Source organism: Streptomyces sp. NPDC006610 (assembly GCF_040611575.1).
Taxonomy (GTDB): domain Bacteria; phylum Actinomycetota; class Actinomycetes; order Streptomycetales; family Streptomycetaceae; genus Streptomyces.
Window position 1 is genome coordinate 1 of sequence record NZ_JBEXOP010000003.1, and the last position, 14,848, is coordinate 14,848.

The 14,848-nt window shown below is 73.0% G+C and carries 12 protein-coding genes and 1 rRNA gene; 8 read left to right on the top strand and 5 right to left on the bottom strand.

The genetic code is table 11. The annotated features are described in order from the left end of the window. Positions 1-92, top strand: a 5S ribosomal RNA gene (gene rrf / locus ABZY13_RS03190); the annotation flags it as partial. A 100-nt stretch (positions 93-192) separates the two neighbouring features. Here the strand turns inward: rrf and ABZY13_RS03195 are convergent. From ABZY13_RS03195 to ABZY13_RS03215, 5 genes are read right to left on the bottom strand one after another with little or no spacing between them, the layout of a single operon-like run. After that, positions 193-1,500, bottom strand: coding sequence for a DUF58 domain-containing protein (locus ABZY13_RS03195; protein ID WP_356627139.1), 1,308 nt, complete (start codon positions 1,498-1,500; stop codon positions 193-195). Next, entirely contained in the window at positions 1,500-2,489 is a 990-nt protein-coding gene (locus ABZY13_RS03200; RefSeq protein ID WP_356627358.1) for a MoxR family ATPase, read from the bottom strand. The genes ABZY13_RS03195 and ABZY13_RS03200 overlap by 1 nt, the downstream gene beginning before the upstream one ends. Next, complete coding sequence (locus ABZY13_RS03205; protein ID WP_356627140.1) at positions 2,489-3,694, bottom strand: DUF4350 domain-containing protein; 1,206 nt, start codon at positions 3,692-3,694, stop codon at positions 2,489-2,491. The genes ABZY13_RS03200 and ABZY13_RS03205 overlap by 1 nt, the downstream gene beginning before the upstream one ends. Beyond that, the gene (locus tag ABZY13_RS03210) at positions 3,691-4,515 is read right to left on the bottom strand and encodes a DUF4129 domain-containing protein (protein ID WP_356627141.1); all 825 of its coding nucleotides are present in this window, start codon (positions 4,513-4,515) and stop codon (positions 3,691-3,693) included. Before ABZY13_RS03210 ends, ABZY13_RS03205 begins: the two co-directional genes overlap by 4 nt. Before the next feature lie 4 nt (positions 4,516-4,519). Further along, on the bottom strand, positions 4,520-5,878 hold the full coding sequence (locus ABZY13_RS03215) for a glycerophosphoryl diester phosphodiesterase membrane domain-containing protein (RefSeq protein WP_356627142.1): 1,359 nt from the start codon (positions 5,876-5,878) through the stop codon (positions 4,520-4,522). A gap of 140 nt (positions 5,879-6,018) precedes the next feature. On the opposite strand from ABZY13_RS03215, the gene mtnA reads away from it, so the two are divergent. The 7 genes from mtnA to ABZY13_RS03250 all read left to right on the top strand — a co-directional run bounded on the left by mtnA (position 6,019) and on the right by ABZY13_RS03250 (position 14,843). Further along, complete coding sequence (gene mtnA / locus ABZY13_RS03220) at positions 6,019-7,167, top strand: S-methyl-5-thioribose-1-phosphate isomerase (protein ID WP_356627143.1); 1,149 nt, start codon at positions 6,019-6,021, stop codon at positions 7,165-7,167. A 125-nt stretch (positions 7,168-7,292) separates the two neighbouring features. Beyond that, positions 7,293-7,982 carry a two-component system response regulator MtrA gene (gene mtrA / locus ABZY13_RS03225; RefSeq protein ID WP_187284748.1) on the top strand — a complete coding sequence of 230 codons (690 nt, stop codon included), beginning with the start codon at positions 7,293-7,295 and terminating at the stop codon, positions 7,980-7,982. 1 nt (position 7,983) lies between these two features. Beyond that, positions 7,984-10,020, top strand: a complete 2,037-nt coding sequence (gene mtrB / locus ABZY13_RS03230) for an MtrAB system histidine kinase MtrB (protein WP_356627144.1) — start codon at positions 7,984-7,986, stop codon at positions 10,018-10,020. Next, entirely contained in the window at positions 10,010-11,845 is a 1,836-nt protein-coding gene (locus tag ABZY13_RS03235; RefSeq protein ID WP_356627145.1) for an LpqB family beta-propeller domain-containing protein, read from the top strand. The genes mtrB and ABZY13_RS03235 overlap by 11 nt, the downstream gene beginning before the upstream one ends. 240 nt (positions 11,846-12,085) lie before the next feature. Then, the gene (locus ABZY13_RS03240) at positions 12,086-12,877 is read left to right on the top strand and encodes a ComF family protein (RefSeq protein ID WP_356627146.1); all 792 of its coding nucleotides are present in this window, start codon (positions 12,086-12,088) and stop codon (positions 12,875-12,877) included. A 293-nt stretch (positions 12,878-13,170) separates the two neighbouring features. Continuing rightward, positions 13,171-13,893 carry a ribosome-associated translation inhibitor RaiA gene (gene raiA / locus ABZY13_RS03245; RefSeq protein WP_356627147.1) on the top strand — a complete coding sequence of 241 codons (723 nt, stop codon included), beginning with the start codon at positions 13,171-13,173 and terminating at the stop codon, positions 13,891-13,893. Positions 13,894-14,096: 203 nt separating this feature from the next. Then, positions 14,097-14,843 (top strand): response regulator transcription factor, encoded by a 747-nt coding sequence (locus ABZY13_RS03250; RefSeq protein WP_356627148.1) that lies wholly within the window; start codon positions 14,097-14,099, stop codon positions 14,841-14,843. The last annotated feature ends 5 nt before the right edge of the window (positions 14,844-14,848 follow it).

A 14,848-nucleotide genomic window follows, 5' to 3' on the forward strand; every position in this document is an offset into this window, starting at 1 on the left:
CGCCCGGTTACATTCCGAACCCGGAAGCTAAGCCTTACAGCGCCGATGGTACTGCAGGGGGGACCCTGTGGGAGAGTAGGACGCCGCCGAACAATCTTTGAGAAAACCCCGTGCCTTTCGGCACGGGGTTTTCTGCGTTCAGGCGTTCAAGGGCTGGCCGACCGCGAACTGACGGCGGTCGGTGGTCGCAGGTCAGAGTCGGCCGGCCGCTTTCAGGGCCAGGTATGCGTCCGCCAGTGCCGGGGCCAGTTCCTCGGGCCTCGCGTCCACGACCGTAACCCCGTGACGGTGGAGTTGTTCGGCGGTGCGGTGGCGTTCGGACTGCGCCTGGGCAGCAGCCGCTGCGTCGTACACCGAGTCGATGTCTCCTCGGGACGCTGCCATGCGGGTGACGTGCGGGTCCGCTACTGACGCCACCAGGACCGTGTGGCGTTGGGTGAGCTGCGGCAGGACGGGGAGCAGGCCCTCCTCGACCGGGGCGGCGTCCAGCGTCGTGAGCAGGACGATCAGGGAGCGGCGGGGGGCCGTACGGAGGGCCGTGGCGGTCAGGCCGCGGGCGTCGGTTTCCACGAGCTCGGGTTCGAGAGTGGCCATGGCGTTGACCATGGATGGAAGGACTTCTCCGGTCGGGCGGCCCTGGACCAGGGCGCGGACGCGGCGGTCGTAGGCGAGCAGGTCGACGCGGTCGCCGGCGCGTGAGGCGAGTGCCGCCAAAAGCAGGGCCGCGTCCATGGAGGCGTCGAGTCGGGGGGCGTCGTCCACGCGGCCTGCGGAGGTGCGGCCGCTGTCCAGGACCAGGAGGATGTGGCGGTCCCGTTCGGGGCGCCAGGTGCGTACGGCGACCGTCGATTGGCGGGCTGTGGCGCGCCAGTCGATGGAGCGGGTGTCGTCGCCGGGGACGTACTCGCGCAGGCTGTCGAACTCGGTGCCCTCGCCGCGCTGCAGGACGCTGGTGCGACCGTCGAGTTCGCGCAGGCGGGCCAGCTTCGACGGGAGGTGCTTGCGGCTGGTGAAGGGAGGCAGGACGCGTACGGTCCACGGGATCTTGTGGGCGGCCTGGCGTGCGAACAGGCCCAGGGGACCGTAGGAGCGAACGGTGACGCGGTCCGCCTGGTGGTCGCCGCGGCGGGTGGGGCGCAAGCGGGTCGTCACGCGGCGGCGTTCGCCGGCCGGGACGGTCAGGCGGTGGCGGGACGAGGTCTCCGCGCCGGGCTGCCGGCTGCTCGGCGGCCAGGCGTCGCGGATGTCGGCGCGGAGGAGGCGGCCGGAGGGGTTGGTGACCGTGAGGGTCACGTCCGCCGTCTCGCCCAGTCGTGCCGAGGTGTCGCCGGAACGGGCCAGGATCAGGCGCCGTACGGGGGCCGCGAGGGCGAAGTCGCAGGCGCAGGCCAGGACGAGTGGACCGTTCACGGCGAGGATGCCCGTCCAGCCGGGTTCCCACAGGCCGACGGGGAGGGAGCCGAGGGCCGCGAGGAGCGCGGCGCGTCCGGTGAGAGCCATCAGCGGGGCACGGGGACGTGGGTGAGGATCGCGTTGATGACGGAGTCGGCCGTCACGCCCTCCATTTCGGCCTCGGGGCGGAGCTGGATCCGGTGCCGGAGGGTCGGCAGGGCCAGGGCTTTGACGTCGTCGGGGGTGACGTAGTCGCGGCCGGTGAGCCAGGCCCAGGCGCGTGAGGTGGACAGCAGGGCGGTGGCTCCGCGCGGGGAGACGCCGAGCGTGAGGGACGGCGATTCGCGGGTGGCGCGGCAGATGTCGACCACATAGGCGGTGATCTCCGGGGAGACCGTCGTCTTGGAGACCGCGGCGCGGGCGGCGTCGAGAACGGCCCGTCCCGCGACGGGGCGCACGCCGGCGGCGCGCAGGTCGCGCGGGTTGAAGCCCTCCGCGTGCCGGGTGAGGACGGCGATCTCGTCCTGGCGGGAGGGGAGGGGGATGGTGAGTTTCAGGAGGAAGCGGTCCAGCTGCGCTTCCGGGAGGGGATAGGTGCCCTCGTACTCGAGCGGGTTCTGGGTCGCGGCGACCAGGAACGGCTCGGGGAGCGGGCGTGGGGTGCCGTCGACGGTGACCTGGCGTTCCTCCATGGCCTCCAGGAGGGACGACTGGGTCTTGGGGGGCGTGCGGTTGATCTCGTCGGCCAGGAGGAGGTTGGTGAAGACCGGGCCGGGCTGGAAGGAGAACTCGGCGGTGCGAGTGTCGTAGACCAGGGAGCCGGTCACGTCGCTCGGCATCAGGTCGGCGGTGAACTGGACGCGCTTGGTGTCGAGCTCCAGGGCCGAGGCGAGGGCGCGGACGAGGAGGGTCTTGGCGACGCCGGGGACGCCTTCGAGCAGGACATGACCGCGGCACAGCAGCGCCACCACGAGGCCGGTCACCGCGGGGTCCTGGCCGACCACGGCCTTGGCGATCTCGGCGCGCAGGGTTTCCAGGGCGGCCCGGGCGTCACCCGGGGTCCCGCTCTGCCCGGCGTTGTCAGTGGTCGGGTCCATCATGGACGGCGTACCTCTCTTTCGAGGGCGTCGAGTCGGTCGGCGAGGGTGATCAGGCCTGCGTCGTCACGGGGCGGCGGGCCGAAGAGGAGGGTGTGCAGGGCCTGATCGCCGCCGAGTTCGCCGTGGAGGCGGGCGGACAGGGCCGGGAGCAGGGTCTCGGGCGAGTGCGCCCGGGCGACGGGGACGCCTACGAGGGGGGCGAGGCGGGTGCGGGTGGCGGAGCGAAGAGCGGTGGACGCGCGGTCGCGGGCGTTCGCCTTGCGGTAGAGGCGGGCGCGGCCTTCGACGGTCTCGGAGGCGCGGATCGCGACGGGGAGTTTCTCGGGCACCAGGGGGCCCAGTCGGCGAGCCCGCCACAGGGCGGCGAGGGCTGCGGCGATGAAGAGCTGGAGCGTGCCCCAGAGCCAGCCCGGAGGGAGCAGTTCGAACAGGGTGCGTTCGTCGTCCTGGCCCGCGGCGGAGGCGTCGGCCAGTGAGGGGAGGTACCAGACCAGATGCGGGCGCGAGCCGAGGAGTTGCAGGGCGAGCGAGGCGTTGCCGTGCTCGTCGAGGCGGTCGTTGTAGAGGATGTCGGGCGCGCCGAGGACGACGGTGTCGCCGTCGCCGGTCGGGGAGGGGAGCCGGATCAGGGTGGCCAGGCGCTGGCTGGCGTAGCACTGGTCGGCGTCGGGGTGGGTGGTGGTGTAGCGCAGGCCGCCGGTGTCGGCGGTGCCCGCGCGCCGGGCGGCGGGCAGGTCGCAGCCGGGGGTGAGGGTGGACCCGAGGCTGGTGGCGGGGTCGGCGGTGACGCCGGGGGCGAGCTGTTCGACGGAGGAGCCGCCGGGGGCGACGAGCAGGGTGCGGCCGCCGGAATCGGCGGTGCCGGCGTGCAGAAGGGCCTGTTGAGGGCGTGTCAGCAGGTCGGGGGTGGCGATCAGGAGGGTGGTGTCCGGGGCGGCCGCGGCGCGTGCCTCGTCCAGGGTGGTGACCACGCGGGTGGACACGCCGCGGTCGGCGAGGAGTTCGGCGACGGCTCGGCTGCCCTGCGCCTCGGCGGAACGCGGGTCGAGGGTGCCGCGCTGGGCGTCGGAGCGGATCACGGCGAGGACGACGGCCCCCGCGAGGAGCACGGCGAAGGCGAGGGCGACGCCTCGCGCGCGGGTCCACACCTGACGGACCGTGAGCGAGACCGAGGTGGTGGCGGGCTGGGCCTCGGTGGTCATCCGGCGGCTCCCGGGCGGGCGTTGTGGTCCGCGCTGCGGGCGTGGCTGCTGCTCGCGGCGGCAGTGAGCCGGGGCTTGGTGCGCTCCAGGTCGCGGTCGAGTTCGGTGATGCGGCGGTACGACTGTTCGTCCGCGGTGCGGCCACCGTATGTCACGTCGTCGAAGTCCCGGGCGGCGGCGCGGAGTCGGTCGGTGTGGGAGGGCAGGACGCGAGCGGCTTCGGCGGCCGCCTCGTCGGCGGTGCGGCCGGGGCGGGAGTCGAGCAGGGCGCGTTCCTCGAGGGAGCGGACGACGGCCCGCATGCGTTCCTGGAGGGCCTGGCTCCAGGAAGCCTGGGCGGCGTGGGCGTCGGCTGCGGCCCGGTGTTCCGCGGCGCTGCGGGGGCGGTCGTCGAACAGTGCGGGTGCGGAGGAGGCGGACCGGCGGTGCGGGGTGCCCAGCCGCCACCACAGGGCGGCCAGGACGGCGACCACCGCGAGGACGACGACGATCAGGCCCGCGGCGCCGCCGGGGGTCGCGGTCGCGGCGGCGCCGAACAGGTCGCCGACCCACTCCCAGAAGGCGTCGAGGGCTCGCTGGAGGAGGCCGGGGTCGTCCTCGTGGTACAGGCGCTTGGACAGCTCGCGGCGGGCCGCCTCGCGGGCGGGGTCGCGCGGAACGGTCAGCGGCGGCGCGTCGTCCGAGCCGTCGGCCGACAGCACCCACAGCGCCCGCGGTGCCGGGAGGACGAGCGTGGCGGACGCGTCGTGCGGCGGCCGTGTCGCCGCGGTGGCGCCCGGCAGCGCCTGCACCGCGGTGAGGACTCCCCCCGGCAGGATCACCGCATCAGCTCCCCGGGGTGGGACCGTAGCCCTGGACGCCGGCGGCCCGGGCCAGTTCGAGGTCGAGGGCCTCGCGGCGGATGCGCTGGTCGATGTAGAGCAGCACGGTCACGCCGGCCGTGATCGGGAAGGTGATCATGGAGCCGATCACCGAGCCGATCCCGGTGACGATGAGGAAGGTCCAGCTGAGGTGGCCGGTGCCCTCGATGAAGCCGTCGAGGCCCTCCGCGCCGAAGACCGCGGCGAGCACGGTGAAGGGGATGACGACGATCGCCGCGACGATGTTCGCGATGAGCGTGGCCAGCAGCTGGATGCCGAAGACGCGCCACCAGGAGCCGCGGACGAGCTTCGCGGAGCGGCTCATGGCCTTGCCGATGCCCTGCTTCTCCAGCATCAGTGCCGGGGAGGCCAGAGAGAAGCGGATCATCAGCCAGAGGGCGACGACCGCGCCGGTCAGGCCGCCCAGAACGGCCAGGGCGCCGCCTGCCGCGCCGCCGCCGCCCGCGAGCACCAGGATGCCCGGCAGCGCGCCGACGAGGGTCAGGCCGAACGCGATGAGCAGCAGCAGGACGATCAGGCCGAGCAGCTTCACCACGAGGGGGCGGGCGTCCTGCCAGGCCTCCTTGGTGGTCACCGGCTTGCCGAGGACCGCGCGGCTGGTGACGGTGGTGAGCAGCGCGGTCGCGGCGACCGTGCCGACGAGGGTGACGAGGAAGATGACGCCGTTGCCGAGCAGGACGTCGCCCAGGGCGCCGGCGAGTTCGTCGGTGGTGGCGCTCGGGTCGTTGAGTGCCTCGCTGCTGAGGGCGTCGTTGAGGAAGAAGCCCTGGAGCAGGATGACGGCGATCTGCATGACGACGGCGACGGTGAGGGAGATGCCGAGGACCGTGCGCCAGTAGGCGCGCATGGTCGAGACCGCGCCGTCGAGTATTTCACCGATGCCGAGCGGGCGGAGCGGGATCACGCCCGGCTTCGCGGCGGGAGGGGGACCGCCCCAGGGGCTGCCCCAGCCGCCGTAGGGGGCGCCTCCGGGGCCCTCGGGGCCGGTGGGGCCTCCAGGGCCTCCGGGACCGAAGCCGCCGGGTCCGCCGTGGGGCTGTTCGCCCCAGCCGGGGACCGGGGGCGGTGGGGGAGCCTGGCCGGGGCTCGCGGCGCCGGTGGGCGCGGACCACTGGGCAGGCGGCGGCTGCTCCTTGGACCACTGCGCGCCGGGGCCCTGTGGGTCGTGGGCCGGCTGCTCCGGCTGGCCCGGCCGATCCGCGGGCTGCGCGGGGCCGGGCCGGTCACCGGGACCGGACGTGCCGGACGGCTGCCCGTCGGACGGGGTGGATCCGGGCGAGGCCCAGCCCGGAGTGTCGTTCATCGTCGCTCCTTCACGGTGCCCGTCCGCAGGCGCGGCGGCAGGTTGGCAGACATCGTGCCATGGCGCGCTCCCCCGGGGCCCGGCCGAGGTCGGGGGTGCGCGCCTTCAATTGTCCGCCGTTCACGGGGCAGACTGACGACATGGCAGATCACTACGCGCGAAGCGGCGAGGACACATGGCCGAGTGACATACCCGCGATCCGCTGGGAGGAGCCGCCCGAGGGCCCGGTCGTGGTCCTGCTGGACCAGACCAGACTGCCCGCCGAAGAGGTCGAGCTGGTCTGCACGGACGCGTCCGCGCTGGTGGAGGCGATCCGTTCGCTCGCCGTGCGCGGGGCGCCGCTGCTCGGGATCGCGGGCGCGTACGGAGTCGCGCTCGCCGCCGCGCGGGGGTTCGACGTGGAGGAGGCGGCGACGGCGCTCGCGGGCGCCCGGCCCACCGCGGTGAACCTCTCCGTCGGCGTACGCCGGGCCCAGCAGGCGCATCAGGCGGCGCTGACCGGCGGCGGCACCCTCGGGCAGGCCGCCGGGGCGGCGCTGGCGGCGGCACGGCAGCTGCACCGTGAGGATGCGGAGGCCAGCGCCCGGATGGCGGAGCACGGGCTGGCGCTGCTGGACGAGCTGCTGCCCGGCGGCAACCACCGGATCCTCACCCACTGCAACACCGGCGCGCTGGTGTCGGGCGGGGAGGGGACCGCGTTCGCGGTGGCCCTCGCCGCGCACCGCCAGGGGCGGCTGAGGCGGCTGTGGGTGGACGAAACCCGTCCGCTGCTGCAGGGGGCGCGGCTCACCGCGTACGAGGCGGCGCGCAACGGTATGGCGTACACGCTGCTCACCGACAACGCGGCCGGTTCGCTGTTCGCGGCGGGAGAGGTCGACGCCGTGCTGATCGGCGCGGACCGGATCGCGGCGGACGGCTCGGTGGCGAACAAGGTGGGCAGTTATCCGCTGGCGGTGCTGGCGCGGTACCACCATGTGCCGTTCATCGTGGTGGCGCCGCTGACGACGGTCGACCCGGACACCGCCGACGGGGCGTCCATCGAGGTCGAGCAGCGGCCCGGGTTCGAGGTGACCGAGGTCGCGGTTCCGCAGGCGCCGGTGACCGGGGCCGGCGGCGGCGTGCCGGTGGCGCCGCTCGGGACGCAGGCCTACAACCCGGCGTTCGACGTGACGCCGCCGGAGCTGGTGACGGCGATCGTGACCGAGGAGGGCGTCGTCTCGCCGGTGACGGCGGAGGGCCTGGCCGAGCTGTGCGCGAGGTCGCGAGGGGCGGCGCCGGCCGGCGGATGACGGTGGCCGAGACCGTTCGCAGGGGGCCATGACGGGTGTGGGCAGACAGTGACGCCCTCGTACGACTATGGTCACGAGGCAGTGACCTGCCTCACCTGCGCCTTCGCCACCGTTATGAGAATGGGATGATGTCGTTTATGAAGGGAAGAGTCCTTGTCGTCGACGACGACACCGCACTGGCCGAGATGCTCGGCATTGTGCTGCGTGGTGAAGGTTTTGAGCCGTCTTTCGTAGCCGACGGCGACAAGGCGCTGGCCGCTTTCCGGGAGAGCAAGCCCGATCTGGTGCTGCTCGACCTGATGCTGCCCGGCCGTGACGGCATCGAGGTGTGCCGCCTGATCAGGGCGGAGTCCGGGGTGCCGATCGTGATGCTCACGGCCAAGAGCGACACCGTCGACGTCGTCGTGGGCCTGGAGTCGGGCGCGGACGACTACATCGTGAAGCCGTTCAAACCCAAGGAGCTGGTGGCCCGTATCCGGGCGCGGCTGCGCAGGTCGGAGGAGCCGGCGCCGGAGCAGCTCGCCATCGGCGATCTGGTCATCGACGTGGCCGGGCACTCCGTGAAGCGGGACGGGCAGTCGATCGCGCTGACGCCGCTGGAGTTCGACCTGCTGGTGGCGCTGGCCCGCAAGCCGTGGCAGGTGTTCACGCGCGAGGTGCTCCTGGAGCAGGTCTGGGGCTACCGGCACGCGGCGGACACGCGGCTGGTCAACGTCCATGTGCAGCGGCTGCGCTCCAAGGTCGAGAAGGACCCGGAGCGGCCGGAGATCGTGGTGACGGTCCGTGGTGTCGGATACAAGGCCGGGCCGAGCTGACATGACCGGGGACAGTGCCGCTTCGGCGCCCGGCCGGTCCGGGGCCCGCGCCGGGCGGCCTGTCGGCCGGAAGGCGGCGGGCTCCCGCTGGGGACGGTTCCCGGAGGGCGGCCTGCTGCAGGGCGGAGTGCAGGGCAGCCCGGTGTTCCGCCTGTTCATGCGGTGGGTGCGCCGCCCGCTGCTGCCCGTCATGCGGTTGTGGCGGCGCAACATCCAGCTCAAGGTCGTCGTCACGACCCTGCTGATGTCGCTGGGCGTGGTGCTGCTGCTGGGCTTCGTCGTCATCGGGCAGGTGCGCAACGGCCTGCTGGACGCCAAGGTGAAGGCGTCGCAGAGCCAGGCCACGGGCGGGTTCGCGGTGGCCAAGCAGGCGGCCGACGAGGCGGCGGGCGGGACCGCCGACGAGCCGGCGCCGGTGGACGGCCGCCCCTCCCAGAACGTCATCCAGTGGATGAGCGACCTCGTGTCCGACCTGTCCAGCGGCGGTCAGGGCGCTTTCGACGTGGTCACGCTCCCGGCGGGCGACGACAGCGGCAGCGGGCTCGGTCCGCGCGCCTCCGGCGGAGTGGACCCGAACAAGAGCGTTCCCGAGGACCTGCGGGCGCGGATCAACGCCAGCTCGGCCGCCGCGCAGAGCTACACGCGCATCATCTACAGCGGCGAGGCCAAGGAGGCCCAGCCGGCCCTGGTCATCGGCAAGACGGTCGACGACCCGAACGGCGACCCGTACCAGCTGTACTACCTCTTCCCGCTCACCCAGGAGGAGCGGTCCCTGAGCCTGGTCAAGGGGACGCTCGCGACGGCGGGGCTGTTCGTCGTCGTCCTGCTCGGGGCCATCGCCTGGCTGGTGGTGCGCCAGGTCGTCACGCCGGTGCGGATGGCGGCGGGGATCGCCGAGCGGCTGTCCGCCGGGCGGCTGCAGGAGCGGATGAAGGTCACCGGCGAGGACGACATCGCCCGCCTGGGCGAGGCGTTCAACAAGATGGCGCAGAACCTCCAGCTGAAGATCAGCCAGCTCGAGGACCTGTCGCGGATGCAGCGGCGGTTCGTGTCGGACGTGTCGCACGAGCTGCGGACGCCGCTGACGACCGTGCGGATGGCCGCCGACGTCATCCACGAGGCGCGCGAGGACTTCGATCCGGTGACCGCGCGGTCGGCGGAACTGCTCGCCGACCAGCTGGACCGCTTCGAGTCGCTCCTCGCCGACCTGCTGGAGATCAGCCGCTTCGACGCGGGAGCCGCCGCGCTGGAGGCGGAGCCGATAGACCTCCGGGAGGTCGTGCGACGCGTGGTCAGCGGGGCCGAGCCGCTCGCCGAGCGCAAGGGCTCGCGCATACGCGTCGTCGGCGATCAGCAGCCCGTCGTCGCCGAGGCCGACGCCCGGCGCGTCGAGCGGGTGCTGCGCAACCTCGTCGTCAACGCCGTCGAGCACGGCGAGGGCAGGGACGTCGTCGTCAGGCTCGCCGCGGCGGGCGGCGCGGTCGCCGTCGCGGTGCGCGACTACGGCGTCGGGCTCAAGCCCGGCGAGGCGACCCGTGTCTTCAGCCGCTTCTGGCGGGCCGACCCGGCCCGCGCGCGGACGACCGGCGGCACGGGCCTGGGGCTGTCCATCGCTTTGGAGGACGCGCGGCTGCACGGCGGCTGGCTGCAGGCGTGGGGCGAGCCGGGCGGCGGTTCCCAGTTCCGGCTGACGCTGCCGCGGACCGCGGACGAGCCGCTGCGGGGCTCGCCGATACCGCTGGAACCCAAGGACTCCCGACGCAACCGAGGACTGAACGAGGCCGGTGCGCCCCGCGGCGGCGAGAAGACCGCCACGGTGCCCGCGCAGCCCTCCGGCGGCCAGGGACCGGCCAGGGACCCGATAGGCGCCCGCACGGCGTCCGCCGCCCCCACGGCCGATCCGACAGCGCTGCCCGGCAACGGCGCGCGGGTGGTGCCGCGGCCCGCGGAGGCGGCGCGCAGAGCGGCTCCCTCCGGACCGGGGGACGCCCGCACCGAGGAGCGGAACGGACAAGGGGAGGCATTTCGTGGTCGCTGACCGCGAGGGGGGCGCCCGGCGTACGCCGGCGCGCGCGGTGGCGTACGCCGCCTGTGGCGCCGTACTGCTGGCGGGGTGCGCCTCGATGCCCGACCGCGGGGATCTGCGCGGGGTGGAGTCCACGCCCCGGCAGGACGCCCCGGTGCGCGTGTTCGCCGTGCCGCCCCGGGAGGACGCCTCGCCGTCGGAGATCGTGCGGGGCTTCCTGGAGGCGTTGACCAGCGACGATCTGCACTACGAGACGGCGAGGCAGTATCTGACCCCGGCCGCGGCGAAGCAGTGGCGGCCCGAGCTGTCCACCACCGTGCTCGCGGACGGGCCCGACGCCGACGCCGACTCGTACGCCGTCCGCGCGGAGGGCGTCGACTTCTCGTTCACGCTGACCGGCAGCAAGGTCGCGCTGGTGGACGAGCAGCAGTCGTACGTGCCGGCCGACGGCGAGTACAGCAAGCAGGTCCATCTCACGAAGGACGACAAGACCGGGCAGTGGCGCATCGACGGGCTGCCGCAGGGCGTGGTCCTCGGACAGTCGGACTTCCAGCGCAACTACGTGTCCGTCAACAAGTACTACTTCGCCTCCAACGGCACGGTCGTCGGGTCCGCGCAGCAGGCCGCCGTGGCGGATCCGGTGTACGTGCGGCGCGTGGACTCCATGACGCAGATGGTGCGTTCGGTGCTCAGGGGGCCCACGAGCTGGGTGGAGCCCGTGGTCCGGTCCAGCTTCCCTGCCGGTACGGCGCTGGAGAAGGGCGTCGCCACGCTGACGGAGGACGACCGGAGCAGGCTGACCGTGCCGCTGAACGGCAAGGCGGCGCGGGTCGGACCGGGCCGGTGCAACGAGATGGCCGCCCAGTTGCTCTTCACTCTCCAGGACCTCACCCCCGCGGTGGAGGAGGTCGAACTGCGGTCGGACGACCGGGAACTGTGCGTGCTCGACGCCGACGGTGCGGCCACCGTCGCCGCACACAGCACGGCCGGGCGCCCCGACTACCTGTACTTCCTCGACGGCGAGCACCAGTTGGTGCGGATCCCGGCCGGCAGCAAGGGCACGCGGGCCGAACCGGTGCCGGGGCAGTTCGGCGGGGGCGAGCAGGCCCTGCGGTCGGTGGCGGTGTCGCGCGACGAGCAGGCCGCGGCCGGCGTGACCCTCGACGGCTCGCGGCTGTACGTCGCCGAGCTGGTGTCGGGCGGTTCGCTCGGCGAGCCGGTGGTGCGCAGCACGGGCCGCACCGAGGCCGACCGGCTGACCACGCCCAGCTGGGACAGCCGGGGCGATCTGTGGGTCGCCGACCGTGATGACCGCAAGCCGCGGCTGCTGCTGCTCCGGCAGGGCAAGGGAGAGCCGCTGGAGGTGCGGGTGCCGGGGCTCGACGGGCGGATCAACTCGCTGCGGGTGGCCGCCGACGGGGTGCGGATCGCGCTGGTCGTGGAGAAGGACGGCAAGCAGTCCCTCCAGGTGGGGCGGATCGAGCGGGGCGCGGAGGACGAGCGGACCGGGGTGCAGCCGGTCTCGGTCCTGGACCTGCGGTCGGCCACGCCCGCGCTGGAGGAGGTGGCCGCCATGTCGTGGGCCGGGGACAGCCGGCTCGTGGTGGTCGGGCGGGAACACGAGGGCGTGCAGCAGCTGCGGTACGTCCAGGTCGACGGCTCCACGCCGGAAGGGCCCGCGCCCGACGCGCTGTCCGGCGTGGAGGAGATCGCCGCGGCGGAGGACGAGCGGCTTCCGCTGGTGGCGTACTCGGAGGACGGCATCGTGCGGCTGCCGGACGGGACGCAGTGGCAGAAGGTGGTCAAGGACGGGTCGGCACCGGTTTATCCCGGGTGATCGGCGCCGGCGCCCGGGTCGGCCGGGCGAGGGCCGGGGCGGTGTTCGTCCGGTCCGGTGAGGGGGAGGCTCGGCGCAGGTGACGCGGCCGTTCCCGGCGCGCTTGTCGAGGCACGCCGGGGACGGCCGTTTTCGCTGGTCGCCGCGGTGGGGCGGCCTGTGGGCGAGGCGGCCGGAGTTTTCCACAGGCGGTTTCCACAGGGGTGGCAGGCCCGCGGCGGCCTTGGCACAGTGGTGGTCATGCGGGGGTGGTGGCGGGATCTCACCGACCTGGTGCTGCCGGCCGAGTGCGGAGGCTGCGGACGGCCGCGCACGGTGCTCTGCCCGGAGTGCCGTGCCGTCCTCACGGCCGCCGTGCCGCGCCGGGTGCGGCCGGCGCCGGAGCCGTCCGGGCTGCCGGTGGTGCTCGCGGCGGCCCGGTACGCCGACGAAACGCGGGCCCTGCTGCTGGCCCACAAGGAACGCGGCGCGCTCGCACTCGCCGGGCCGCTCGGCACGGCTTTGGCGGGCGCGGTGCGGGCCACGCTCGGCGGTGGCCGGGCGAGGACGGGCGGCGCGACCGTGCTGCTGGTTCCCGTGCCGTCCGGGCGCGGTGCGGTGCGGGCGCGCGGGCACGACCCGACACGGCGGATCGCGCTCGCGGCGGCCGGTGAGCTGCGGCGGACCGGGACACCGGCGCGGGTCGTCGCCGTGCTCCGGCAACGGCGGCCGGTCGCCGACCAGTCCGGGCTCGACGCCCGGCAGCGGCGGGCGAACCTCTCGGGCGCGCTGGGAGTGGCGGCCGCAGGCGCGGGACTGCTCGGCGGCGGCCCCGTGGTGCTCGTCGACGACCTGATGACGACGGGCGCGTCCCTCGCGGAGGCGGCGCGGGCGCTGCGGGCGGTCGGTGTCGGCGCGGCGGTGTACGAAGGAGCCGACCGGGAAAGGACTGGAGAACGGATGGCAGCGGCAATGGAGGGGAACACGGACCACACCATCCGTGCCGCCGTGATCGCGGCGTCACCGGATTCTTTGGAAATAAACCGGAACTGACTGCGAACTTGCATCGTTCCAGCTAGTGAGAGCCTTAATTCACCTGAACGGAGGTACGCGTCGCTAGAGGGTGACGACATCCGTCCGGGCGAGATATGTTCGGTTGTGAGGGAAAGCCGCAGGCCAAGCGCAGGTCGCACCTCGCATATCCGAATGCCGTCCCGCGGGATTCAGCACAATCACCCGGGACGGTGGGGTGGACATCCCGCCCGTGGGGGAGGAGGAGGTGGACGTCACCGAGTCCGAGGTTCCGGAATCCCCGGAACCTGGTGCACAAGGGAGATGCTCCGCCAGTGGAGCGGAGCGATCCGGGAACGGAGTTCTGCGTGGACATCGTCGTCAAGGGCCGCAAAACAGAGGTGCCCGAGCGGTTCCGCAAGCACGTGGCCGAGAAGCTGAAGCTGGAGAAGATCCAGAAGCTCGATGGCAAGGTGATCAGCCTCGACGTCGAGGTGTCCAAGGAGCCCAACCCCCGACAGGCCGACCGTTGCGACCGGGTGGAGATCACCCTCCGCTCCCGCGGTCCGGTGATCCGGGCGGAGGCGGCGGCCAGTGACCCGTACGCGGCACTCGACCTGGCGGCGGAGAAACTGGAGGCGCGGCTGCGCCGGCAGCACGACAAGCGCCACACGCGCCGGGGTCTGCGCCGGCTCACGGCGGCCGAGGTCCCCGACCACGTCCCGGGCGCGGCGACGCTCAACGGCAACGGCGGCATCGTCCCGGCCGAGGGGGCGGACGAGGTCCCGACCAAGAAGATCGGCTCGCTGGAGGTCAAGGGCGAAGGGCCGCTCGTCGTCCGCGAGAAGACCCACGTCGCGGCGCCGATGACGCTCGACCAGGCGCTCTATGAGATGGAACTGGTCGGGCACGACTTCTATCTCTTCGTCGACTCCGAGACCAAGGAGCCCAGCGTCGTCTACCGGCGCCACGCCTACGACTACGGCGTGATCCACCTCAGCACCGACACGATGGTCACCGAGGCGTCCCCCGACGCGGGCGGGACGCTGGGCGGCTGACGTCGCGGACGGCGGTCGAAGCGGTGCCCCTGGAGCGCCTGTGCGCCCCCAGGGGCACCGGCGTGCGACCGCTTCCGCACCGCTTGGTCACCGAGGTGCCGCCCGGACATGGAATCATGGCGGCAACGGCTCAACCGGTGGGCCGTTGCCTTGGGTTGGCGATGGCACAGGACCACGGGCCACAGCCTTCAGGGGGAGGAACGATGGCGGACAGCTTCGGACCGATGCATCACGGGGACGCCGACGTCGGCGCCGCCGGCATGGGCCCGGACGCGGACTCACCACGCAAGGAACCGATCCGGGTCCTGGTCGTGGACGACCATGCCCTGTTCCGCCGCGGACTGGAGATCGTGCTCGCGGCCGAGGAGGACATCCAGGTCGTGGGGGAGGCAGGGGACGGCGCCGAGGCCGTGGAGAAGGCGGCCGACCTGCTGCCCGACATCGTCCTGATGGACGTGCGCATGCCGAAGCGGGGCGGGATCGAGGCCTGCACCTCCATCAAGGAGGTGGCGCCGAGTGCGAAGATCATCATGCTGACGATCAGCGACGAGGAAGCCGATCTCTACGACGCCATCAAGGCGGGAGCCACCGGTTATCTCCTCAAGGAGATCTCCACCGACGAAGTGGCCACGGCGATTCGCGCGGTGGCCGACGGCCAGTCGCAGATCAGCCCGTCCATGGCGTCGAAACTGCTCACCGAGTTCAAGTCGATGATCCAGCGCACGGACGAACGACGTCTGGTGCCCGCGCCCCGGCTCACCGACCGCGAACTCGAAGTGCTGAAACTGGTCGCCACGGGGATGAACAACCGGGACATCGCCAAAGAGTTGTTCATCTCCGAGAACACCGTGAAGAACCACGTGCGCAACATCCTGGAGAAACTGCAACTGCACTCCAGGATGGAAGCGGTGGTCTACGCGATGCGGGAGAAGATCCTCGAGATCCGGTGAGCGGC

Coding starts and splice junctions, on each gene's coding strand:
- mtnA (WP_356627143.1), top strand. CDS start 6,019: ATGGCAGATCACTACGCGCGAAGCGGCGAGGACACATGGCCGAGTGAC.
- ABZY13_RS03200 (WP_356627358.1), bottom strand. CDS start 2,489: ATGGACCCGACCACTGACAACGCCGGGCAGAGCGGGACCCCGGGTGAC.
- ABZY13_RS03250 (WP_356627148.1), top strand. CDS start 14,097: ATGGCGGACAGCTTCGGACCGATGCATCACGGGGACGCCGACGTCGGC.
- ABZY13_RS03205 (WP_356627140.1), bottom strand. CDS start 3,694: ATGACCACCGAGGCCCAGCCCGCCACCACCTCGGTCTCGCTCACGGTC.
- ABZY13_RS03240 (WP_356627146.1), top strand. CDS start 12,086: ATGCGGGGGTGGTGGCGGGATCTCACCGACCTGGTGCTGCCGGCCGAG.
- ABZY13_RS03195 (WP_356627139.1), bottom strand. CDS start 1,500: ATGGCTCTCACCGGACGCGCCGCGCTCCTCGCGGCCCTCGGCTCCCTC.
- mtrA (WP_187284748.1), top strand. CDS start 7,293: ATGATGTCGTTTATGAAGGGAAGAGTCCTTGTCGTCGACGACGACACC.
- ABZY13_RS03215 (WP_356627142.1), bottom strand. CDS start 5,878: ATGAACGACACTCCGGGCTGGGCCTCGCCCGGATCCACCCCGTCCGAC.
- mtrB (WP_356627144.1), top strand. CDS start 7,984: ATGACCGGGGACAGTGCCGCTTCGGCGCCCGGCCGGTCCGGGGCCCGC.